At 60.2% G+C, this 21,293-nt stretch carries 18 protein-coding genes and 1 pseudogene; 17 read left to right on the top strand and 2 right to left on the bottom strand.

Annotated elements, in window-relative coordinates; translation table 11 throughout:
* Positions 1 to 26: 26 nt before the first annotated feature.
* The 6 genes and pseudogenes from AB1805_06590 (at position 27) to AB1805_06565 (ending at position 4,784) form a co-directional block, all read left to right on the top strand.
* Positions 27 to 164 (top strand): hypothetical protein, encoded by a 138-nt coding sequence (locus AB1805_06590; GenBank protein ID MEW5745085.1) that lies wholly within the window; start codon positions 27 to 29, stop codon positions 162 to 164.
* Positions 165 to 352: 188 nt separating this feature from the next.
* Positions 353 to 781, top strand: a complete 429-nt coding sequence (locus AB1805_06585) for a peptidylprolyl isomerase (protein ID MEW5745084.1) — start codon at positions 353 to 355, stop codon at positions 779 to 781.
* An 80-nt stretch (positions 782 to 861) separates the two neighbouring features.
* Entirely contained in the window at positions 862 to 1,935 is a 1,074-nt protein-coding gene (locus AB1805_06580; protein ID MEW5745083.1) for a HAMP domain-containing sensor histidine kinase, read from the top strand.
* A 152-nt stretch (positions 1,936 to 2,087) separates the two neighbouring features.
* On the top strand, positions 2,088 to 2,465 hold the full coding sequence (locus AB1805_06575; protein ID MEW5745082.1) for a DUF1622 domain-containing protein: 378 nt from the start codon (positions 2,088 to 2,090) through the stop codon (positions 2,463 to 2,465).
* A 337-nt stretch (positions 2,466 to 2,802) separates the two neighbouring features.
* A complete protein-coding gene (locus AB1805_06570) occupies positions 2,803 to 4,182 on the top strand; it encodes an amino acid permease (GenBank protein ID MEW5745081.1) in 1,380 nt (459 codons plus the stop codon).
* A gap of 149 nt (positions 4,183 to 4,331) precedes the next feature.
* Positions 4,332 to 4,784: pseudogene (locus AB1805_06565) on the top strand (class I SAM-dependent methyltransferase).
* A gap of 536 nt (positions 4,785 to 5,320) precedes the next feature.
* Here AB1805_06565 and AB1805_06560 read toward each other — a convergent pair.
* On the bottom strand, positions 5,321 to 5,683 hold the full coding sequence (locus AB1805_06560) for a hypothetical protein (GenBank protein ID MEW5745080.1): 363 nt from the start codon (positions 5,681 to 5,683) through the stop codon (positions 5,321 to 5,323).
* A gap of 490 nt (positions 5,684 to 6,173) precedes the next feature.
* Here AB1805_06560 and AB1805_06555 point away from each other — a divergent pair, with 490 nt between their 5' ends.
* From AB1805_06555 to AB1805_06525, 7 genes are all read left to right on the top strand, one after another.
* Positions 6,174 to 7,946: a copper resistance system multicopper oxidase gene (locus AB1805_06555; protein MEW5745079.1), complete on the top strand. Its 1,773-nt coding sequence runs from the start codon at positions 6,174 to 6,176 to the stop codon at positions 7,944 to 7,946.
* A 15-nt stretch (positions 7,947 to 7,961) separates the two neighbouring features.
* A complete protein-coding gene (locus AB1805_06550; GenBank protein ID MEW5745078.1) occupies positions 7,962 to 8,765 on the top strand; it encodes a copper resistance protein B in 804 nt (267 codons plus the stop codon).
* 354 nt (positions 8,766 to 9,119) lie between these two features.
* Positions 9,120 to 9,569, top strand: coding sequence for a hypothetical protein (locus AB1805_06545; GenBank protein MEW5745077.1), 450 nt, complete (start codon positions 9,120 to 9,122; stop codon positions 9,567 to 9,569).
* Positions 9,570 to 9,745: 176 nt separating this feature from the next.
* Entirely contained in the window at positions 9,746 to 11,248 is a 1,503-nt protein-coding gene (locus AB1805_06540; protein ID MEW5745076.1) for a multiheme c-type cytochrome, read from the top strand.
* A gap of 70 nt (positions 11,249 to 11,318) precedes the next feature.
* Positions 11,319 to 11,498: an ATP-binding protein gene (locus tag AB1805_06535; protein MEW5745075.1), complete on the top strand. Its 180-nt coding sequence runs from the start codon at positions 11,319 to 11,321 to the stop codon at positions 11,496 to 11,498.
* A 100-nt stretch (positions 11,499 to 11,598) separates the two neighbouring features.
* Positions 11,599 to 12,774 carry a type II glyceraldehyde-3-phosphate dehydrogenase gene (locus AB1805_06530; GenBank protein ID MEW5745074.1) on the top strand — a complete coding sequence of 392 codons (1,176 nt, stop codon included), beginning with the start codon at positions 11,599 to 11,601 and terminating at the stop codon, positions 12,772 to 12,774.
* A 13-nt stretch (positions 12,775 to 12,787) separates the two neighbouring features.
* Positions 12,788 to 15,157 (top strand): heavy metal translocating P-type ATPase, encoded by a 2,370-nt coding sequence (locus AB1805_06525; protein ID MEW5745073.1) that lies wholly within the window; start codon positions 12,788 to 12,790, stop codon positions 15,155 to 15,157.
* 319 nt (positions 15,158 to 15,476) lie between these two features.
* On the opposite strand, the gene AB1805_06520 is transcribed toward AB1805_06525, so the two are convergent.
* On the bottom strand, positions 15,477 to 15,839 hold the full coding sequence (locus tag AB1805_06520) for a hypothetical protein (protein ID MEW5745072.1): 363 nt from the start codon (positions 15,837 to 15,839) through the stop codon (positions 15,477 to 15,479).
* A gap of 718 nt (positions 15,840 to 16,557) precedes the next feature.
* Between AB1805_06520 and AB1805_06515 the strand changes: the two genes are divergently transcribed.
* The 4 genes from AB1805_06515 (at position 16,558) to AB1805_06500 (ending at position 21,291) form a co-directional block, all read left to right on the top strand.
* Positions 16,558 to 16,773 carry a two-CW domain-containing protein gene (locus tag AB1805_06515; protein MEW5745071.1) on the top strand — a complete coding sequence of 72 codons (216 nt, stop codon included), beginning with the start codon at positions 16,558 to 16,560 and terminating at the stop codon, positions 16,771 to 16,773.
* Positions 16,774 to 16,883: 110 nt separating this feature from the next.
* Positions 16,884 to 17,183, top strand: a complete 300-nt coding sequence (locus tag AB1805_06510; GenBank protein ID MEW5745070.1) for a two-CW domain-containing protein — start codon at positions 16,884 to 16,886, stop codon at positions 17,181 to 17,183.
* 207 nt (positions 17,184 to 17,390) lie between these two features.
* Entirely contained in the window at positions 17,391 to 17,726 is a 336-nt protein-coding gene (locus AB1805_06505) for a hypothetical protein (GenBank protein MEW5745069.1), read from the top strand.
* 265 nt (positions 17,727 to 17,991) lie between these two features.
* The gene (locus AB1805_06500; GenBank protein ID MEW5745068.1) at positions 17,992 to 21,291 is read left to right on the top strand and encodes an EAL domain-containing protein; all 3,300 of its coding nucleotides are present in this window, start codon (positions 17,992 to 17,994) and stop codon (positions 21,289 to 21,291) included.
* Positions 21,292 to 21,293: the final 2 nt, after the last annotated feature.

Below are 21,293 nucleotides of genomic sequence, written 5' to 3'. Positions count from 1 at the left end.
GAAAGTCTGAATGCTCATGATACCTTATGCCCCTGCATTCATTCAAGCCTGGCAAGCCTGGCAAGCCTGGCAAGCCCGGCAAGCCCGGCAAGCCCGGCAAGCCCGGCGAATCCGGCAAATCCGGCAAATCCGGCAAATCCGGCAAGCCGGGGGCAATTGCATAGGGGAGGAGAGGGGCCGCGGCCCCTCTCCTGTTCGTGTATCTGCCGGAGCATGGTTTCTTTAACGGGCGGCTTTTGCTAGTATAGGGTATAGACGGCCATGCAGAGGGGATGTGAGGTCCCGGTTGCATGGCGTACTCTCCCCGGCCCTCCGGGAAGAGGACGGGGAGCCGGCGGAAAAGGAGAGGAGCATGGGACGGGTACCGAGCGGCAGCAGGGTGAAGGTGCACTATACGGGGCGGCTCGATGACGGGACGACGTTCGACTCTTCGCACGGGGGCGCTCCGATCGAGTTTGTCTTCGGCGAGAAAGATCTCATCCCGGGCTTCGAGAAAGCGGTAGGGGAGATGGAGGTGGGTGAGCGGAAGACGGTCACCATCCCCGCTGAAGAGGCGTACGGACCGCACCGCGACGATCTCGTCGTGCGCGTGCGGAGAGAGCAGCTCCCGAAGGACATCAGTCTCGAACGGGGCATGACCCTCCGTCTCAGCCAGCCGGGCGGTAAGGATATGAGCGTGGTGATAAGGGAGATAGACGACGGCACGGTCGTTCTCGATGCCAATCACCCTCTTGCCGGAAAGCGGTTGACTTTCGAGATCGAGCTCGTATCGCTCTCCTGAGCGGGGCCGGCGGCAGCGAGCCGCCCTCCCCCACACGTGGAATAGATTTCCCCTGCGAGGGATATCCCTGCAGGGTCGCGGTGAAAGGTCGTATCATGGGAGGACAGAAGAGAACATGCGCCGCCGGCGCCATCGTTCTGTCCGCACTGGCCATCACGTATCTCCACTACGTCACGATCCCCGAGATCCATGCGCTCCACAACATTTACCGGGAGCTCTACTATATCCCGGTGCTTTTGGGAGCGCTGGTCTTCGGCCTCAAAGGCGCTGTCGGCGCGTATATCCTCTGCGCAGTGCTCTACCTGCCCTATGTCTTCCTGGCGGACTGGACAGGATCTCCTCTGCACGAAGCAGACCGGCTCCTCCACTTCTTGTTCACCGGGCTCTTCGCCTCGCTCGCCGGCTTTCTCATCGACCGCGAGCGGCGGCAGCGGAGAGAGCTCCAGCGGGAGCACGACCTCGCCACGATCGGCCGGGTCGCCACTACCATCGTTCACGATCTGAAGACCCCGCTCATCACGGTCCATGGGTTCGCACGGCGCATCCGGGACGGGAAGGGAGACGTCCTCTCTGCCGCCCGGGAGATTCTCGATGCAGCCCAGACGATGCAGCGCATCGTCTTCGATGTCCTCGATTTCGCGCGGCCGATCCGGTTCGAGCTCAAAGAGGAGGACGCCCGCTCCATCGTCGATAAGGCGTGCCAGTCCTGCAAGGAAAAGGCCGCGGTGATGGGAATAACGCTCTCCGCGGAGCTCCCCGGGTATCCCGTGAACGTCGAGGTGGACCGGTTTTACCTGGAGCGGGCACTGGTGAATCTCATCACCAACGCCCTCGAAGCTTCCGGGAAGGGGCAGGCGGTCCTCGTTCGCGCGCTCCACGAAGAGGCCTCCCTGAGGATCACTATCAAGGATGAGGGGACCGGCATGGATGACGAGGCGCTCGAGAATATTTTCGTCCCCTTCTTCACGCGCAAGAGCAAGGGGACCGGCCTCGGCATGTCGCTCGCAAAGAAGATCGTCGAGGGGCATTACGGCACGATCCGCATAACCAGCCGTGAGGGAGCGGGTACCGAAGCGATGATCACGCTGCCCTGCAAGGCGGCGCCCCTGTCCCTGCTATCGATACCGTTCACCGGCCGCTCTGCGCGGCGGTGAGGAGCCCTCCCTGCTGTCGCTGCCGTATCCGCGTATCCCCCTTATGTTTTCAGGGCTCCGACGGTATAATGAGACATGGAGCACACTCTCATCATCGGGCTGCTCAGTCCTCATCCCCATTAAGAAGATCGCTTCGGAACAGGAGGGGAGCGGTGGTCCTATTCCAGGCAGTGCCGGACTTCCATGGCATCATCAAAACGTTCGCCTACTACATCGCTATCCTCGCCGAGGGGATCGCGGTGCTCTTCATCCTCGCGGGGATCGTCGGCGCGGTGATCGTCTATCTGCGGAGAGCGGTATCCGGCGCTGCCGGATACCGCGCCCTGGCTGCAAGCAGGCGGCGTCTCGGCTACTCCCTCTCCCTGAGCCTCGAGTTCCTGATCGGTGCCGATCTCCTGAGGACCGCCATCTCGCCTTCGTGGGAGGATATCGGGCGGCTCGCCGCGATCGTCGGGATCCGTGTCGTCCTCAATTTCTTCCTGATGCAGGAGCTGAAGCATACCGGGACGGAACAGCCCGGGGAGCAGTAGCAGAAGCGGGGACGTCCTTCCCGCTGCCTTCACAACTCCCCGGTTCTGTGCTATGGTTTAAATAAGTCGGGGGGAGTACCTTTCTCCGCTTTTATGAAGGAATGAGCGGCTGCCGCGGGCAGCACAGCAGCACCCCGCTCGAAACCTGTTCAACAGCCGTATTCAGTACCGCGCAACAGAGCAAGCCACCACACAGGGACAACCATCGCTGAGGCGCTGCAGTGAGCACGCTGCGGCTCGATGCTGACGCCGCAGCGCTGCCGCTCTCCCCGATGCTTACTGCACAGCCCGCCCCCTCTCTCTCTCCAACAGGGCGCTCTGCCGGGAGGTGACCTGAATGGGCAGAAAGACAGTATCCCGTAAGGAGGCCGTATCAGGCAGGGCAGCGATGCCCCGGCCGACGCTCTCCACAACGGATGCCGTTTCGATGATCATCGGCATGGTGATCGGAGCGGGGATCTTCAAGACCCCCTCGCTCGTCGCTCTGAATTCGGGGAGCGAGGGAGCGGCGCTGACAGCATGGCTCCTCGGCGGCGTGCTGTCGTTCATCGGCGCCCTGTGTTACGCGGAGCTGACCTCCACCTATCCTCATGCGGGCGGCGATTACTACTATCTCCGCCGCGCCTTCGGCAACAGCACGGCCTTCCTCTTCGCCTGGGCCCGGATCATGGTGATACAGACCGGATCGATCGCCCTAGTAGCGTTCCTCATCGGGGATTATGCCTCAGGGGTCGCGCGGCTCGGTCCCTATTCTTCCTCGGTCTATGCAGCGCTGATCATCGCCGGTTTGACGGCACTCAATGTCGCGGGCATACAGCAGGGGAAACGGGTGCAGAATGTCCTGACCGCCGCGATCATGGGAGGACTCGTCTCGGTCGTCGCCCTGGGGCTGGCGACCGCCCCTGCGGCGCTGCCCCGCGGCGCTCCGCCGGTGGAGAGCAGCCCCGTGCTCGGGAAGGCGATGATCTTCGTGCTGCTCACGTACGGGGGCTGGAACGAAGCGGCGTACCTCTCCTCGGAGCTTCGCGGCGCGAAGCGCACCATGGTGAGGGTCCTCTTCTACGGTATCGGCATTATAACCGTGCTCTACGTCGGGATCAACTTCATCTTCATGCGCGTGCTCGGCGTTGCGGGCACGGCGGCGTCCGAGACCGTTGCCGCCGACTTCATGCGGTATCTCGCGGGCGAGAGCGGCGCTCATTTCATAAGCCTTCTCGTTATTGTCGCGGCCCTCAGCACCGGCAATGCGGCGACCATCACCGGGGCCCGCAGCGCGTATGCCCTGGGCCGGGACTTCTCGCTCTTCCGCTTCCTCGGGCAGTGGCACGAGCGGAGCGGAACGCCTGCCAACGCGCTGCTCCTGCAGGGCGCGATCGCGCTGGCGCTGGTCCTCATGGGCACCGGTACGCGGAGCGGGTTCACCACCATGGTCGAGTATACCGCGCCGGTCTTCTGGTTTTTCTTTCTCCTCGTGGGGATCGCGCTCTTTGTCCTGCGGCGGAAAGACCCCGCCCTTGCGCGCCCCTTTCGCGTCCCTCTGTACCCCCTCACCCCGATTATTTTCTGCGCCTTCTGCGCGTATATGCTCAGGGCGAGCCTGGCGTATACCGGGATAGGGGCACTGGCCGGCGTGGCGGTCCTGGTCTCCGGGCTCCCGCTCCTGCTGGTGGCCCGGAGTCATGAAAAAACGTCTGACCGAAAAGGAGGACCGGAATGAAGCGAAATTTCATGTATTCGTCGATCGTGATCGCGATGATCGCGCTCTGGGGGATCACCCCGGACCGCGGCGTGTTCATCGAACGGCAGGGAGGATTCCCGCAGATCGTCCCCGCCCTCTCCTTCACCGAGAGCGATGACGGCGTCCAACTCGATGTCCCCTACGTGCCGACACCCCATGAGGTGGTGCGCACCATGCTCTCGATGGCCGGCGTCACCAGGAACGACGTGCTGTACGACCTCGGGTGCGGCGACGGACGCATCGTCGTGACCGCCGCCCAGAAGTACGGGACCCGCGGCACGGGCGTCGATATCGACCCCGAGCGCATCAAAGAGAGCAACGATAATGCGCGCAAGGCAGGGGTAACGGACAAAGTGCGCTTTGTCCAGAAGAGCCTCTTCGACGTCGACCTGCGCGACGCGAGCGTCGTGACGCTCTACCTGCTCTCGTCGGTCAACCTGCAGCTCCGCCCCAAACTGCTCAGGGAGCTTAAACCCGGGACCCGCGTGGTGTCCCACGACTTCGACATGGACGACTGGAAACCCGACCACAAGACCGACGTGGAAGGGCATACCGTCTACTACTGGGTCATTCCCGCCAACGTGAGCGGCACCTGGACCTGGACAGCGGAGAGAGGCGGCAAGCCGTACACGCTCAGGCTCACGCAGCGGTTCCAGAACGTCACCGGCACCCTCGAATCGGGAGGCGCCAGGGTGAAGCTCAGCGACGTGCAGCTCAAAGGAGATACGCTGAGATTCACGATCAACGATACGGTGCAGGGAATGAAGACCCCCGCCCGCTTCACCGCCAAGGTCAACGGGGACCGGATCGCGGGCGACCTGCGTTCAGGGGAGGGGACGAAAGCAGCGTGGAGCGCCCGGCGCGACGCAGGCACCATGGCGCCGCTCGACGAGAAGGACTCCGGTCCCGTGCAGGCGAACGTACCGGGAAGAGGAGAGCGGACCGCGCCGGTAGTGTTCCATTGAGAGGAGAGGGGATAAAGGGCTTGGATACTCCCCGCGCCAGGAGGGGTTTCCCGAACCGTTCTCCGCATGGCGCCACCGTGGTGCGTGCAGCGAAGGCATGAGACGGATGCCCTTTATCATCCGTCCATGCCTTCGCTGTGAGAGGACGCCTGCTATTCTTTCTCTGCTCCGCCTTTGGCGACGGATGTCCAGGGGGCTGCGCCGCCTGCATCGACTTCCTGCGACTCAGCAGGGATCTGGTGCCGGATAGTCCACCCGGTATGCGCTCTTTCCCTCTTCACCGCGGATGTGCTGAAGGGGGTCCCGCCCGCATCCACATTCTGCGATTCAGCGGGAACCTGATGGCGGATACCCCGATCCGCAGCATACGTGTCCTGCTGAGGCACGGAGGTCCGGGAAGCTGCGCCGCCGATCTCCACTTCCTGTGATTCGGCAGGAATCTGCTCACGGATTGTCCAGCTGCCGGCATGCGTCTCTTGCACCAATACCGGCGATACGCCCAACAACAGAGCCATAGCGACTCCAATAAACAAACCATTCGAACTTTTCATATCGCTTTTTCTCCTTTTGTACTTTAGTTCATCTTCTCCGTATGGTCATACACGAACCGATACTGCTTCGCTCCGGCATAATGAAACACCAGGGTTCATCACTGTAACGGAAGCAGTCATTCATCCCGAGGCCTCTTGTTCTGCTAGCTTGGTAGTAGTATGCACGCCTGTTGTGAAGATTTTATGAACGGAAGATGAAACGTAATATCTTGTCAGCCCCGCAATAGATAGCGCATCTATTTTTTCAGCTTGCTCAAGAGGGATTTCGGCTCTCCGACCGCGCCGAAGTCAGGAAGGGCGATGCCGTCTTGAGCTGCGAGATGAAAACGGCGTCCCGGTATGAGCGGAATGGAGAGGACGGCAGGCGCTGTAGCCGCAGTCTTTGCACTTTCCGGTTGACGAGCTGTGTTGAAGAAGCTAGACTTTAGGCAAGTGTTCAACGGATAACCATCACATGCTGAAAGAAGGGTATACGACACTTCGCAACAGCGATTTGAACGGCATCACCCGGCGCGACTTCATAAAGGCGGCGGGAGCGGGAATCTTTCTGGCAGGGGTACGGTTCGCGCTGCCTCTGCCTTCCTGGGCATCACCGCCGGGCCCGGAGCCCGGGATAACGGGGCCGAAAGACCGTTATGACCTCACCATCGCCTATGCGCCGCTGAAGATCGACGGACGCACGGGTACGGCCACGGCAATCAACGGCACGGTCCCGGGTCCGCTGGTGCATCTGCGGGAGGGAGATTATGTCACGCTCAATGTGACGAACGGGTTGATGGATACCGAGCACGCCTCGATCCATTGGCACGGGGTCCTGGTGCCGTTCCGCATGGACGGGGTGCCGGGGGTCAACTTCGCCGGCATCAGGCCGGGCGAGACCTATGAGTACCGGTTCCGGCTCAAACAGGCGGGCACCTACTGGTACCACAGCCATTCCGCCTTTCAGGAGCAGACCGGCACCTATGCGCCCCTGATCATCGATCCGAAAGACGGCGAGCCGTTCGCCTACGACCGGGAGTATACGATACTGCTCTCCGATTGGTCCTTCGAGAGTCCCGATACGATTTTCCGCCACCTTAATCTGAGGAGCGACTACTACAACTTCCAGCAGCGCACGCTGTGGGATTTTTTCAAGGACGTCGGCAAGCGCGGCCTGGCGAATACGATCTCCGAGCGCATGGCCTGGGGCCGGATGCGAATGAGCCCCGTCGATCTCCTGGACGTGACTGCCTCCACGTACACCTACCTGATGAACGGCCACTCGCCGGCCATGAACTGGACGGCTCTTTTCAATCCGGGCGAGACGGTCCGGCTGCGCTTCATCAATGGCTCCACCATGACCATTTTCGACGTTCGCATCCCCGGCATGGACATGGAGGTGGTCATGGCCGACGGCAAGTCGGTGCGGCCGGTCCCGGTGCACGAGTTCCGGATCGGCGTAGCCGAAACCTATGATGTCCTGGTGAGGCCGAAAGAAGACCGCCCGTTCACCATCTTCGCTGAATCCCTCGACCGCAGCGGCTACACCCGGGGCACCCTGTCGCCCGAGCCCGGCCTCGAGGCGCCGGTGCCGAAGCTTCGCCCCCGTCCGGTGCGCACCCTTGAGGACATCGGCATGGGAGGCATGGCCGACATGGGCAGCGGCAAAATGAAACACGGCGGGCACGCAAAAGTGCGGCATGACCCGAGGGTCCCCGGCCCTAACGGTCCCACCCCTTTCAAGCCGGACAAGGGCAATACGAATGTGGCCATGGTGGTCATGAACCCCAGGTACCGCCTGGACGAACCGGGCATCGGCCTGGGTGATGACGGCTGGCGAGTCCTTATCTACGACGACCTCGTCTCCACCGAGCCGCAGCCCTACTCCGAAATCGTCGACCGGGAGATGACGATCAATATCACCGCCACCATGGAGCGGTACATGTTCTCCTTCGATGGCAAAAAATTCAGCGAGCACCCCGGCCCCCACCTTTTCCGGCACAACGAACGGCTCCGCCTTTTCCTGGTCAATCACACCATGATGGAGCACCCCATACACGTGCACGGCATGTGGATGCAGCTCGAAAACGGCGCGGACAAGCTGCCGTTCAAGCACACGGTTCTGACCAAACCCGGCGAGGTGCTTTCGGTTTTGATCACGCCGATCGAGAAGGGGGACTGGGCCTTCCATTGCCACCTGCTCTACCACATGGAAGCCGGCATGGCCCAGATCATCCGGGTCGCCTGACAGGGAGAGATCACGATGACGACCAAGACACTAGCGGTGCTTTTGTTCCTCGCGCTCATGCCCGGTGCAGGGCTGACCGCCGAAGGGCCTTCTGTCCCTGAAGCGGGCCCGGACATCCCTAAATATGCCGAAGACGCCCGGGAGGGACCGCAGAAAAACTTCGGGGTCCAGTTCGTCCACGACAATGAAGTGTTCGCGGTTTTTTTCGGCGACCGCCTCGAGTATCAGACCCGGGAGGGAAAGGAGCTGCTGCTCTGGGATGTGCAGGCGTGGGTCGGCGCGGATTACAACAAGCTGTGGCTCAAGAGCGAGGGAACGTGGCTGATAGATGACGAGAAAGTCGATGAGGCTCAGGTAGAGCTGTTCTACAGCCGCACCATCTCCCCGTTCTGGGACCTGCAGCTCGGGATCCGGCACGACTTCAAGCCCGATCCGGACCGGACGTTCGCGGCTTTTGGCGTACAGGGGCTGGCGCCCAACTGGTTCGAGGTGGAGGCGACCGCCTATGTCAGTGAGGACGGGGATGTTTCGGCGGCCGTCGAAGCGGAATATGATCTTTTCCTCGGCCAGCGGCTTATCCTGCAGCTGCGGTTCGAAGTAGGCCTCGCAGCTCAGGATGTCGAAAAGTACGGTACCGGCCAGGGCATAACCGATATCGAGCTCGGCGCCCGGCTGCGCTATGAGCTCCGCCGGGAATTCGCCCCGTATATCGGCGTTTCCTGGAGCCGGAAGATTGGGGAGACGGCATCTCTGGCGAGAGCCGCGGGTAACGACACCGGGTCCGTTTCATTCGTGGCCGGCATAAGGATATGGTTTTAAAAACTTTCTGGTGTCGTCTTTGCAAGTGTACGCTATCCTCCCTTCCTGTTTATCGCTATTCCCCTTGAGACGCGGCATCCCCTGACAGCGAAGTCGAGCGGTCCGAGCCCGGTCATGGAGCTGTTACCTCACTGTTTCTCTACACCATGGTGTTGTCTTTCCCTGAGGCGCTGTCAGTCGACTATTCAGGACGAGTGATGGTGGAAAGTTCTGACAGGCAGTCTACTCGGCTCTCTGCTATAAAAAGAGTATAGGTTCAAAAGAGAGTAGCGTGAGGAAACGAGAACGGGGATCGTGCCACAGACAAAAGGAATATAATATCACTATGAATGCATCCTTGGGAAAAGGGAGCCCGTGAGGGACAGGGCCGCATCGCTCGGAGCGGTTCTGCTGTGGGTTTTCGCGTTCTCGTACGTGTTCAACTTCGTATGGGAATCACTCCATGCCGCTTTCCTCTATGAGCGGCACGCGTCTTTCATGGCGGTGAAGTATGTCCGGATGGTCGTCTATGTTTCGGCTATTGACGGAGCCCTTATCGTGGGCATTTACTTTATGGTAATGCTGCTGTGGCGGGATATGCTCTGGATATGCAGCATGGGAGGCAAGCACCTCTCCGCCGTTTTCATTGCCGGGCTTGCCATAGCCTTTCTCATCGAGTATAGAAAAGTCTTTCTGCTGGGAGCCTGGAGCTACACGCCGCTCATGCCCACGCTGTTCGGAATCGGTCTTTCACCGCTGCTCCAGTTGAGCGTTACGGGGGCGGCGGCATTCTGGCTGACGAGAAGGATGCTATGCCGCCGGTAATGCGGGCAGGGCACTGCCTGATGAGAGGATATCCGTGACAGGAGGCTCCCGGCGGCGCGGGCTGCCCCGGCTGTCGTCGTGGCGGTGGATTTCCCCTCCGCTTCCTGATAGGATTTTATCATCGCTTCTGCTCTCTGCCGTGGAACGTAAGCACACTGCCACCAGGAGGCTTGCCGATGGAGCGCTTCACCCAACGCAGTGCAGCGTTGTCCCCCTTTATTCTGTGCCTGATGTTGTTTCTCTTCCCTCTTCAGACCCGTGCGGCAGCTCCGGAAAACGCCTATGTCGGCGCCGGGCAGTGCGCCCCCTGCCACCGGCAGGTGTATGACGACTGGAAGACCTCTGGACACGCCAGAATCCTTCTCAAGCCGTCCTCAAAGGAAGGCAAAGAGGTCCCGCTCCCTCCCGGCCTCACGAAGAAGGATATTTCCTATATCATAGGGGGCTTCCGCTGGAAAGCCCTGTTCCTTGACGGCAACGGCTACCTGGTTACCTCGACCCCGCACGGAAGCGGCGGGAACCAGTACAACCTCGAAAGCAGGAAGTGGGTCGATTATCTCCCCGGACAGAAGGTCCCCTACGACTGCGGCGGATGCCACACGACCGGGTTCTCGCCGGAAGGGCATCACGAAGGGCGTGAGGGCATTATCGGGACCTGGAGGCTCGAGGGGGTGCAGTGCGAGGCCTGCCATGGTCCGGGCGCTCTCCATGCACGTTCAGCTCTGAAGGCGGATATCAGGATAGACAGGAACAGCTGCGCAACGTGCCACGCCCTTTCGCCGCGGGGAGACATCCCTGTCCAGGGAGTCTTTATAGCGCCGTACACGGAAACGAATCAGCTATTGAAGAGCACGATGCGGAGTTTTTCCTGCACTGTGTGCCACAACCCGCACCTCCCCTCGAAAGAATCGGTACGGCAGTCCTGCGAGAGCTGTCATCAGGGGATAGCGGCACGCTTCAAGGAGAGCTACAAGGGCAAAAGGGGCATAACCTGCATCGATTGCCATATGCCTCCTGCGGGCGTGGTTGCCGAGGGGAATCCGGCCCTGTTTCGCGGCGACCTCAAAAGCCATCTGTTCACCATCGACCATGCGGCGCCCTTCCCCGCGGTTGTGCGGAACGGGCGGAGAGTGAACCCCGGCTATCTGGGCGTCGAGTACGCCTGCATGCGATGCCACAACGTGTACGAAAGCAGGGAGTGGGCCGTCCGGCACAGTATGGGGGCGCACCGGATACAGGTCTCGTCGAATATCAGGATCATGCGCTTCCAGATGCTGTTCGCATCATTCGGCGTTATTAGTGCCGCTTTAGCGCTGCTGTCCGCCGCCTCTCTGAAGAAGTGGCTGCTGCCTGCGCAAAACATGAAAAGAGCGCTGAGCGTTCACAAGCATGCGGCCTGGATCACTTTTGCCTGCTATGTATTCGTTTCCGCTATGTGCGTTTACTTTCATTTCCCCCTCCGCAATCCCTCGAAGGCGCTCAATCTCGGCTGGTTCCTGGTCCATCCCCTCAACGGCGTGCTCGGGCTTGTTCTTTACGGCGGCAAGATCATCGCGGTCAGAAAGTACAAGAAGGGATGGGCGCGATCGGGAATGGTGTGGGGCATCGGCCTGGCCGTGTTCTGGCTTGTTCAGTACCTTACGGTGCTCCTTTCGTTCTTCGGCATAGGGGGAGGGTGAGCGAGGCGGAGACACCGCAAAAAAGTGGGGGTATTATAGTGACTATCAGAATTAAAGACCAGGGGCCGGCATGGATGACGAGGCGCTCGAGAATATCTTCGTTCCCTTTTATACCAAGAAGAGTACCGGCACCGGCCTCGGCATGCCTATCGCCAAAAAGATAGTGGAGGGACATCAGGGGAAACTCCATGTGACCAGCCAGCCGGGAAGAGGGACCGAAATAGTGCTAGAATTGCCTTATAAACGATAACAGGTCTCCAAGAGAGGCACGTGTTCCGTCGGGAACCGAAAACAGGCAGCGGCGTAGCCGGTGCGAACGAAGCCCACGATATGCTGGAAAGGAGGGGACTATGGAACGCACTAAAGTACGCGTGGCGGTGAACGGGTACGGGGTCATCGGCAAGCGGGTCGCCGACGCAGTGGCGCTGCAGGACGATATGGAGCTCGCCGGGGTCGCCGATGTGGTATACGACTACCGGATCAGGGTGGCGGTCGAGCGCGGCTATCCTGTCTATGCCTCGGCGCCCGAGAAGCGGGCGGTCATGGAAGACGCCGGCATCCCCGTCGCCGGCACGTTAGACGACCTGCTGAAGCAGGTGGATATTGTCGTCGATTGCACACCCAAGAAGGTGGCCTCCGCCAATAAGGAGCGCTACGCGGCGGCAGGGGTGAAAGCCGTCTTCCAGGGAGGAGAGAAGCACGAGCTCGCGGGCTATTCCTTCGTGGCGCAGGTCAATTACGACGGCGCTCTCAATCGCGATTTCGTACGCGTGGTATCGTGCAACACTACGGCTATCTGCCGGGTTACCCATGCACTGCACAAGCAGGGCCTGGTCAAGCGGGCGCGCGGCGTCATCCTCCGGCGCGGGACCGACCCCTGGGAATCACACAAGAACGGCATGATCAATACCGCCATCCCGGAGACAAAGGTCCCCAGCCATCAGGGGCCCGACGCCCGGACGGTCATCCCCGACCTCGACATCACCACGATGGCCGGGGCTGGCCCGTACAACCTGAGCCATCTTCATTATCTCATGCTGGAGACTACGCGCAGGGTGCACCTGGACGAGCTGCGTCACTCCCTCTGGGAGTCGTCCCGCATCGCCTTCATCCGCGCAGTCGACGGGTTGGTAGCGCTCAATGCGGTGATAGAGATGATGCGCGACCTCAAGCGCCCGCGGGGCGATATGTGGGAGGTGGCGGTCTGGGACGACGCGCTCGCCGCCGACGACCGGGAAGTATATATCACCTATCAGGTCCACAACGAGGCGATCGTCATTCCCGAGGCGATCGACGCCATACGGGCGATGACCGGCATCGAAACGGACTGGAGAACGTCCGTCGAGAAGACCGATCGGTCGCTGGGGATAGTCAAGAGCTTCCTCCCCCGCACTATTCCCGAAGAGGCTGTTCACGCAGCCATGGGCGAATCGTTGCAGGCGGCGCAGCGGGAGTTCATGGAAGAGGGATTCAAAGGAAGAGAGGAGCCGGCGGAGGCGGTCCCGACCGAGGCGCAGCGGCGATAGGTAAGGAGGAGGCATGGTGAAAGAGAAAGTTTTTGAGGCCGGAGGTCTGCTGCGGGGCAGCTCCGGCCCTGCGCTCGAAACCTTTCTGCGCCGGCAGCCGGGCGTGCATCGCGCCGAAGCGAGCTATATGAGCGAGACCGTCACCGTCGCGTACGATGAAGACGTCGTTACGGAAAGCGCCGTTCGCGATCTTATCGGGCAGTGCGGGTATCATTGCCGGGGCGAGGTGCTGCCGCGGCATGTCTGCGCACCGGATCAGGGCGCGGTCGGGCATCGTCCGCCGGTGCTGGCACGGGAGCATTTCGGCCACGCTCCTCCCGGAGAGGAAAAGGCGGTCTCCGGCGAGGCAGCGGAGACGGCGCACGAAATGGGCCACGGCGGCGGCATGAGCTTAGAGGAGATGGTGCGCGATGTCCGCCGCCGCTTCTGGGTTACGTTTGTGCTCGCGGTTGTCATCACCGTATACTCCCCCATAGGCGCCGAGGTGCTGGGCGTCAACCCGCCGGTTCCGTTCAACATACCCGTAGACATCATAATGTTCGTCCTGGCGACGCCTGCAGTGCTCTGGGGCGGGCAGATGTTTTTCGTCGGTGCGTACCGCGCCCTCAAGAACCGTGTCCTGGACATGTCGGTGCTGGTAGCGCTTTCGGTGGGTGCAGGCTATCTCTTCAGCATCGGGGCGACGTTTCTGTTCGAGAGCGAAATGTTCTATGAGGCGGCGGTAGTGCTGCTGGCGTTTATCCTGTTCGGCCACTGGATGGAGATGCGCGCCCGCGCCGGGGCATCGGACGCGATCCGGGCGCTGCTCGATCTTGCGCCGCCGAAAGCGACCGTCATTCGCGATAACCGTCCGGTCGAGGTGCCTACGTCGGAAGTCCTGGCGGACGATATCGTTCTGATCCGTCCCGGCGATAAAGTCCCCGTCGACGGGGTCGTGGTCGAGGGCGAATCCAGCGTTGACGAATCGATGATCACCGGCGAGAGCCTGCCGGTCAGGAAGAGGACGGGCGACGTCGTCACCGGAGCAACCCTGAACAAAACGGGCGCCTTCCGCTTTCGCGCCACGAAGGTGGGAGCGGATACGGCCCTTGCCCAGATCGTCAAGCTCGTGCAGATAGCGCAGAATTCAAAAGCGCCGGCGCAACGGCTGGCCGACAGGGCCGCACAATGGCTGGTAGCGGCAGCGGTAGTATTCGGATTGGCTACTTTTGCCGGGTGGTACTGGGTTGCCGGAGCCGGCCTTATCTTTGCCCTGACCCTCGCCATAACCGTTGTCATCATCGCCTGTCCGGACGCATTGGGGCTTGCCACCCCGACAGCGGTCATGGTGGGCACCGGGCTCGGCGCCCTGAACGGCATCCTTTTCAAAAATGCAACCGCGCTCGAGCAGGCGTCCAAGGTGCAGGCGGTCATTTTCGATAAGACCGGCACCCTTACGGTCGGCGAACCCCGGGTGGTGGAGGTGGCGGCAGCCGGTAATCCCCTTTCAGAAGCCGAGTTGCTGCAGCTGGTTGCCTCAGCCGAACAATCGAGCGAGCACCCTCTGGCTCAAGCTGTTGTCGAGCATGCAAAGGAACTGAATATCGAACTTTCAGCGGCAACCGGGTTCGAGGCCGTTCCCGGCCACGGCCTGCGGGCTACGGTGAACGGCCGGACAGTGCTCGTCGGCAACCGCAAGCTCATGCGCGATAGCAATATCGCACTGGACGGCTTAGGCGAGCGGGCGGCGGGCCTGGAGGGAGCCGGACGGACGGTAGTGTACGCTGCGGTCGACGAAAAGTCGGCGGGTATTATCGCTATTGCGGACGCCCTCCGGCCCGCATCGAAGGAGACCGTTACGGAGTTGCGCAGGTTGGGTGTTCAGGTGGCGATGCTGACCGGAGACAACCGGGCTACGGCTGAACGCATTGCGGCCGAGTTGGGTATCCAGACCGTCTTTGCCGAGGTATTGCCCGGCCACAAGGCGGACAAGGTCAAGGAGCTCCAGGGGCAGGGAAAGCTTGTCGCTATGGTGGGCGACGGAATTAACGACGCGCCGGCGCTCGCGCAGGCCGATGTCGGCATCGCCATCGGCGCAGGCACCGATGTGGCGATGGAGACGGCGGACCTGGTGCTGATGAAGAGCGATCCCTTCGATGTGCTCGGCGCAATCGCCCTCAGCAGGGCCACCGTGAGGAAAATGAGACAGAACCTGTGGTGGGCCGCCGGGTACAATATCATCGCCTTCCCGATTGCCGCCGGGGTGTTCTACCCGGCGTTCGGGCTGCTGCTGAGACCCTGGATCGCTGCGCTCTCGATGTCCGGCAGCTCGCTGCTCGTTGCGATCAATGCGCTGCTGCTGAAGTGGGCGCGCCTGCCCGGTCTGCGGCGTGTCAAAGGGTAAGGTCCGGGCACTCTCTTGGAACTCTCTGCGAAGCTCTCTTTTCCCCGGGGCAAACGCATTAAACAGAGAACCCGCAGTGAGAGGGAAAGCAGGTGATTGAAAACGCGAAACATTGTGCTTGCAGGATTGAAGGCGACGTGTTTTGTATGTAGTACGTTTGCTATCCCCTTCAAAGACATATAATTCGGAGATAAGAAACATTACCGGGCATTGCGGACCGAACCGTTCTCCGCATGGCGCCACCGTGGTGCGTGCAGCGAAGGCATGAGACGGATGCCCTTTATCATCCGTCCATGCCTTCGCTGTGAGAGGACGCCTGCTATTCTTTCTCTGCTCCGCCTTTGGCGACGGATGTCCAGGGGGCTGCGCCGCCTGCATCGACTTCCTGCGACTCAGCAGGGATCTGGTGCCGGATAGTCCACCCGGTATGCGCTCTTTCCCTCTTCACCGCGGATGTGCTGAAGGGGGTCCCGCCCGCATCCACATTCTGCGATTCAGCGGGAACCTGATGGCGGATACCCCGATCCGCAGCATACGTGTCCTGCTGAGGCACGGAGGTCCGGGAAGCTGCGCCGCCGATCTCCACTTCCTGTGATTCGGCAGGAATCTGCTCACGGATTGTCCAGCTGCCGGCATGCGTCTCTTGCACCAATACCGGCGATACGCCCAACAACAGAGCCATAGCGACTCCAACAACTAAACTGCCTGAGATCTTCATAACGTCTTTTCTCCTTTCTCTCTTCGGTTCATTTCCTGTTTACTTGCAGCAGACGCGCCTGTCTCCTCTTCGCTCTGCAGCAGCGGTTTGCATCCGTCCCGGAGCGCCAGGCTCCGGCGAATGCAGAACCTAGTATCCACACCTTCTATGAAGATTTTGTGAAGGCACGATAAAGGTGCCGACGCGAGCGCTTCGTCCTGTCAGCCGACAATAAACAGTGCATCTGTTATTCAGACGTGAGATGACCAAGAAGACTTAACAAAATGACGAGAGGGAGTCAGGCGAGGCATGGTATGTTCGTCTCAACTGTTATCCCAGAGATCATACGATCTTCGGGGGACCCGTCTTCGGGACGGCATCCGAGCCGTCCTCCGAGAGGCCAGCTCGGAATCGAGTCGTACCGACCCGCTCCACCGCCCTGAAAAGCCTTCGGCTTTCCGGGCGTCCCTTTCATAGTGAGAGGGGGATCCCGCCCGGGCTGCTGATACCGCTCACCTGCTATGCCTCGCCCGACTCCATGCTGCGGTATTTCGTCGGAGACTCTAAAGATGTCCGGCATAGCCACGATATAATTATTTAGCAGCTTGTAACGGGGGACAGATCTCTATCCCCTTTCCATTACGTTCCGCTATATAAGGTGCACGGTTTTCAGCGAACTGTTTCGAAAAGGAGGAGTAGACCGATGAACTGCTGGGAATTCAAGAAGTGCGGCAGAGAGCAGGGCGGGGTAAAGGAGAAAGAGCTCGGGCCGTGCCCGGCGTACCCCGACAACGGAAGGAGGTGCGCCCGGGTAGCCGGAACTCTCTGCGGAGGGAAAGTGCAGGGCACCTTTGCGGTGAAGCTCGCCAACTGCATGCAGTGCGAGTTCTACAAGAGCGAGCATTACTTGAAAGGGTAGATGAAATCCTGACCGAAAAGACGTTATCGCTCAAACGCATCTATTACGCTCGGCGTAGAGGCAGTACGTTTTCGGCTAGCAGAAACTTGTACAGGGAAAGGATTGTTGTCATGGCTAAGAAGAACTGCTGGGAAGAGAAGAAGTGCGGCCGCCAGCCCGGAGGAGAGAAGGTAGTGGAATATGGTGAATGCCCCGCTGTCGGCTGTTTCAAGGCTCACCGAGTCAATGATGGCATCAACGGTGGTCGTGCCTGCTGGGCAATTACCGGGACCTATTGCGGCGGTACGGTGCAAGGCACTTTTGCCAGTAAGATGAGAGACTGTGCAAACTGTGATTTTTTTGATCGTGTGGCAAAGGAAGAAAAGAAGTTAGTCCCGGCTCATAAGATATTAGAGATCATCGGCTCCTAGCAGCTTCCGATCTGCCCGGGAGGCTCTGCCGAAAGCAGTATCGGTAAAAAACGACCTGAGAAGGCATTGTCTACAGGATGCCTTTCCCGGTACGGCCTGTCGTTTGCCGCCTGCGCGGTGGATTTCCCCTCTGCTTCCTGATAGGATTCTATCATGGCTTCTTCTCTTTGCCGTGGAACGGACGCGTACCGACCAGGAGGCCTGCCAATGGAAGAGAGAGAGCTGAGAAAATGGCACCGCAGAGCGGGGATCGTGCTGGCCCTGCTGCTCGTCCTCCAGGCGGCGAGCGGCATGTTCCTCAGCGCGAACTGGCTCCTCGGCGTTCACCACCGGGTAGGCGAGGCGATCGAGGGGACGCTCCCTCCGCTCGTGCTGCTCTGGGACAAGCTGCTGGTGGAGATCCACTACGGTTTCGGTCCGCTCAGCGTCCCCTATCATATAGTCCTGGGCGCCGGCACTATATGGGTAGCGGTTTCCGGCGTGATGATATTCCTCAGGGGCAGGGCGCGACAGAAGCGGATCAGAACCAGGCAGACGCCTTGAGCGCCACTGCGCACCGAGCTTTCCGGGGCGTCTCCCGGCAAGGCGCAGTCCACTCCTTCCCGACGAGCGCTTTTCAACGCCCGGAAAATCCTCGTCAGATCCGACTGTTTCCCCTCCCCCCCTATGCCGTTGATAATAGTCTATGTTTCCCTTATACTTACCTAATAGCCTCATCGTGAGCCCGGTAAAGAGGACGCCGGCACAGAGTCCCGAGAAGCAGCATTCAAAGCTCTTGGATATGATCGTCAAGGGGGGGGTGCGTTCGATGAAACACAGAGACTATTTTGTTGTCGCTCTGCTCCTCCTCGGCATTTTCGCTGCCGATATGCTCACCCCTCTGGGATCTGCCGTGTGGCTGCTCTATCTGTTCCCGCTTTTCCTCGTATCGCGCGTCGGCCAGAGATTGCAGCTCGTTTTATTCCTGCTCCTCAGCACCGCACTCACCATCGTAGGGCTCTTCGCGTCCCCTCCGGGAATAACATCGGCAATCGGGACTCTCAATCGCATAGGGTTTCTCTTCGTCCTCTGGACGATGTCCTTTCTTTTTTGGCGCATCAGGGCGGCAGAGAGCGCTCTTGAAGACGTGAACAGGGAGCTGCAGGAGAGCGGGCATGAGCTGCTGAGCGTTCAGGAGCGGTTTTCCATTGCGACCGAGGCCGCCCGGATCGGCATCCATGACTACGACGTGGCTTCCGGGGCGATCCGCTGGGACCGGCGCGTGAGGGAGCTGTGGGGCGTGGGGCCGGATGAGCCGGTCACCTATGAGATGTTCATCGCAGGGCTGCACCCCGACGACCGCGTCTCCACCCAGGCGGCGGTGGACAAGGCCCTCGACCCCCGGGGCGACGGGCGGTACCATGCCGAATACCGCGTCATCAACCGCAAAGACGGCATAACGCATTGGGTCGAGGCTGCAGGGCAGGTCTTTTTCGCGGACGGTCGCGCCGTACGGCTTGTAGGTACGGTCGAGGACATTACCGAGCGCAAGCGGATAGAGGATGCCTTGCGGCAGAGCGAGGAGCGGTTCCGGAAGGTTTTTGAAGAGGGGCCTCTCGGCATAGGACTCGTGGGAGCGGATTACCGTTTCAGCAAGGTCAATGGCAGGTTCTGCCAGATGGTCGGTTTCTCCGAGGAAGAGCTCAAGGCGCGTACTCCCTTCGACATCACCCATCCCGACGACATCGAAAAGGACACTGAGCTGGCATCCCGCCTTTATGAGGGAAGCATCCCCTATTTCTCCATGGATAAGCGCTATATACGGAAAGACGGCGGGATCATCTGGGTAATATTGACCGCTTCCCTTATACGGGCCGATGACGGAACGCCGCTCTACTTCCTGGGTATGATCGAAGACATTACCGAGCGTAAGAGGTCCGAGGAGCAGCTCAGGAGGTCAAAAGAGCTCAGCGACGCGCTTAACCGTATCAATGCAGCCATCCATTCAACGCTCGATATCGATACGATCATGCGGCGGGTGGTTGTGGAGGCAGCTGCCGCACTGAATGCCGATGCCTCCTCGATAGGACTGTTCCAGGACGACTATTTTGTCGTGAAGTACGGTTACAACGTGCCCGACGGTCTTATCGGACAGCGTGTCCCGTCAAAAGAGATCAAGGGGGTTCACTATGCCGCGTCGGTGAGGGATGTCGTCGCTTTCGATAGCGCCCTTGACGATGAGCGGCTCAATGTCGAGCTGCTGCAGCGGCTCGGCGCCCGTTCCCTGATGGTGGTCCCCTTTATCGCCCGGGGAACCGTTTTCGGCGCTCTCAGTTTTTACTGTCTGGCATCTCAGTGCAGCTTTTCAGATATGCATATCGATTTCGGCAGGAAGCTTTCGGCATCGCTCTCCCTGGTCCTCGAGGACGCCCGGCTCTTTGCAGAAGTAAAGGCTGCACAAGAGCATGCGTCGTTCTTTGCTGATGCGCTTGAAAACTCCTCGCAGCCGTTTGCCTCGATCTGCCCCGATGGCACGTTCATGATCTTCAATAAGGCATTTGTCGACCTCACCGGCTACAGTACGGAAGAGCTGCGCTCAATGACCATGATGGACCTCACGCCCCCTGAATGGCACGGGCATGAGGCAAGAATACTGGAAGAGCTTCATCGCACAGGGCAGCCCCAGCTTTTCCAGAAGGAATACATCAGAAAGGACGGCACGCGGATTCCCCTGGAACTGAAAGTACACCAGGTCACCGATGAACGAGGAGACGTACTGTATCATTATGCTTTCATTACCGATATAACCGACCGCAGGAGGAGAGAGGAGGAGGTCAGGCACATGGCCCACCACGACGCGCTCACGGGGTTGCCGAACCGCCGGCTCTTCGCGGATATCCTCGGCCTGGAGCTGGCCAAAGCGAGGAGAAGCCAGGGGCGGTTCGCCGTGCTCTTCCTCGACCTCGACCGGTTCAAATACATCAACGACACCCTGGGCCATGATATCGGCGATGAGCTTCTGAACATGGTTGCCGAGCGGCTGAGGGGCAGTGTCAGGGAGTCGGATATCGTGTCCCGTATGGGAGGCGATGAGTTCAACATCCTCCTGGCAGATATAGCACATCCGGAAGACATCATCACCGTTGCGCGGAAGATCATAGACTCCTTCAGAGAGCCTTTTGCGGTCAAAAAGCATACCCTCCATATCAGTACCAGCATCGGCATCAGCATCTGTCCCGACGATGCCCTGGACAGCGAGTCCCTGTTCAAGAATGCCGACATCGCGATGTACCATGCGAAGGAGCTGGGCGGCAGCACTTACCAGTTCTATGATGCGGCCATGAACATCCGGACCGTCGAGCGCATGCGCCTCGAAAGCTGGCTGAGACAGGCGCTCATCCGGGGGGAGCTGGAGGTCTATTACCAGCCCCAGATCACGACCGATACGCGACAGGTGGTCTGTGCCGAGGCCCTGGTCCGCTGGAGGCATCCCGAGAAAGGGCTGCTCGACCCTGAGCACTTCATCCCCCTTGCTGAAGAGACCGGGTTCATTTCAGCTATCGATGAATGGGTCCTGAGGACTGCCTGCGCCCAGGTGAGAGAGTGGCAGGAAACCGGCTTGCCGCCGCTCTGTGTCACCGTGAATCTGTCGGCCAAGCAGTTCCAGAAGGCCGACCTCGTAGAGCGGGTCACCCGGATACTGGAAGAGACCGGGCTCGATCCCGTGCATCTCGATCTCGAGATTACCGAGAGCGTAGCGATGAAAAACCTGGAGCATACGGTTCCTACCATGACCAGACTATCCGCAATGGGAGTAGGGATTGCCATTGACGACTTCGGAACCGGCTATTCATCGCTGAACTACCTGAAGAAGCTTCCTATCCATAAGCTCAAGATAGACCGGTCCTTTGTCCGGGATATTGCTGCGGATTCCGACGATCGGACCATAGTCAAGGCAGTGACTGCCCTGGCTCATAACATGAAGCTCAGGGTGATTGCCGAGGGTGTGGAGACAGAGGAACAGCTCGAGTTCCTCAAGTCGGTAGGCTGCCAGGAGATGCAGGGATACTTGTTCAGCAGGCCGCTGCCGGCGAAGGAGCTCGGAGAGCTGATTGCCGAGGGCCGGTAGCC

This window comes from Nitrospirota bacterium (genome assembly GCA_040752355.1).
In the GTDB taxonomy this organism is placed as follows: domain Bacteria; phylum Nitrospirota; class Thermodesulfovibrionia; order Thermodesulfovibrionales; family Dissulfurispiraceae; genus JBFMCP01.
This window is presented reverse-complemented; position numbering and strand designations above follow the sequence as displayed.

Bases quoted from the DNA above. Each gene is read 5' to 3' on its own strand.
- AB1805_06590 (MEW5745085.1), top strand. From the start codon at position 27: ATGCCCCTGCATTCATTCAAGCCTGGCAAGCCTGGCAAGCCTGGCAAG.
- AB1805_06585 (MEW5745084.1), top strand. From the start codon at position 353: ATGGGACGGGTACCGAGCGGCAGCAGGGTGAAGGTGCACTATACGGGG.
- AB1805_06570 (MEW5745081.1), top strand. From the start codon at position 2,803: ATGGGCAGAAAGACAGTATCCCGTAAGGAGGCCGTATCAGGCAGGGCA.
- AB1805_06560 (MEW5745080.1), bottom strand. From the start codon at position 5,683: ATGGCTCTGTTGTTGGGCGTATCGCCGGTATTGGTGCAAGAGACGCAT.
- AB1805_06555 (MEW5745079.1), top strand. From the start codon at position 6,174: ATGCTGAAAGAAGGGTATACGACACTTCGCAACAGCGATTTGAACGGC.
- AB1805_06550 (MEW5745078.1), top strand. From the start codon at position 7,962: ATGACGACCAAGACACTAGCGGTGCTTTTGTTCCTCGCGCTCATGCCC.
- AB1805_06540 (MEW5745076.1), top strand. From the start codon at position 9,746: ATGGAGCGCTTCACCCAACGCAGTGCAGCGTTGTCCCCCTTTATTCTG.
- AB1805_06535 (MEW5745075.1), top strand. From the start codon at position 11,319: ATGGATGACGAGGCGCTCGAGAATATCTTCGTTCCCTTTTATACCAAG.
- AB1805_06530 (MEW5745074.1), top strand. From the start codon at position 11,599: ATGGAACGCACTAAAGTACGCGTGGCGGTGAACGGGTACGGGGTCATC.
- AB1805_06525 (MEW5745073.1), top strand. From the start codon at position 12,788: ATGGTGAAAGAGAAAGTTTTTGAGGCCGGAGGTCTGCTGCGGGGCAGC.
- AB1805_06520 (MEW5745072.1), bottom strand. From the start codon at position 15,839: ATGGCTCTGTTGTTGGGCGTATCGCCGGTATTGGTGCAAGAGACGCAT.
- AB1805_06515 (MEW5745071.1), top strand. From the start codon at position 16,558: ATGAACTGCTGGGAATTCAAGAAGTGCGGCAGAGAGCAGGGCGGGGTA.
- AB1805_06510 (MEW5745070.1), top strand. From the start codon at position 16,884: ATGGCTAAGAAGAACTGCTGGGAAGAGAAGAAGTGCGGCCGCCAGCCC.
- AB1805_06505 (MEW5745069.1), top strand. From the start codon at position 17,391: ATGGAAGAGAGAGAGCTGAGAAAATGGCACCGCAGAGCGGGGATCGTG.
- AB1805_06500 (MEW5745068.1), top strand. From the start codon at position 17,992: ATGAAACACAGAGACTATTTTGTTGTCGCTCTGCTCCTCCTCGGCATT.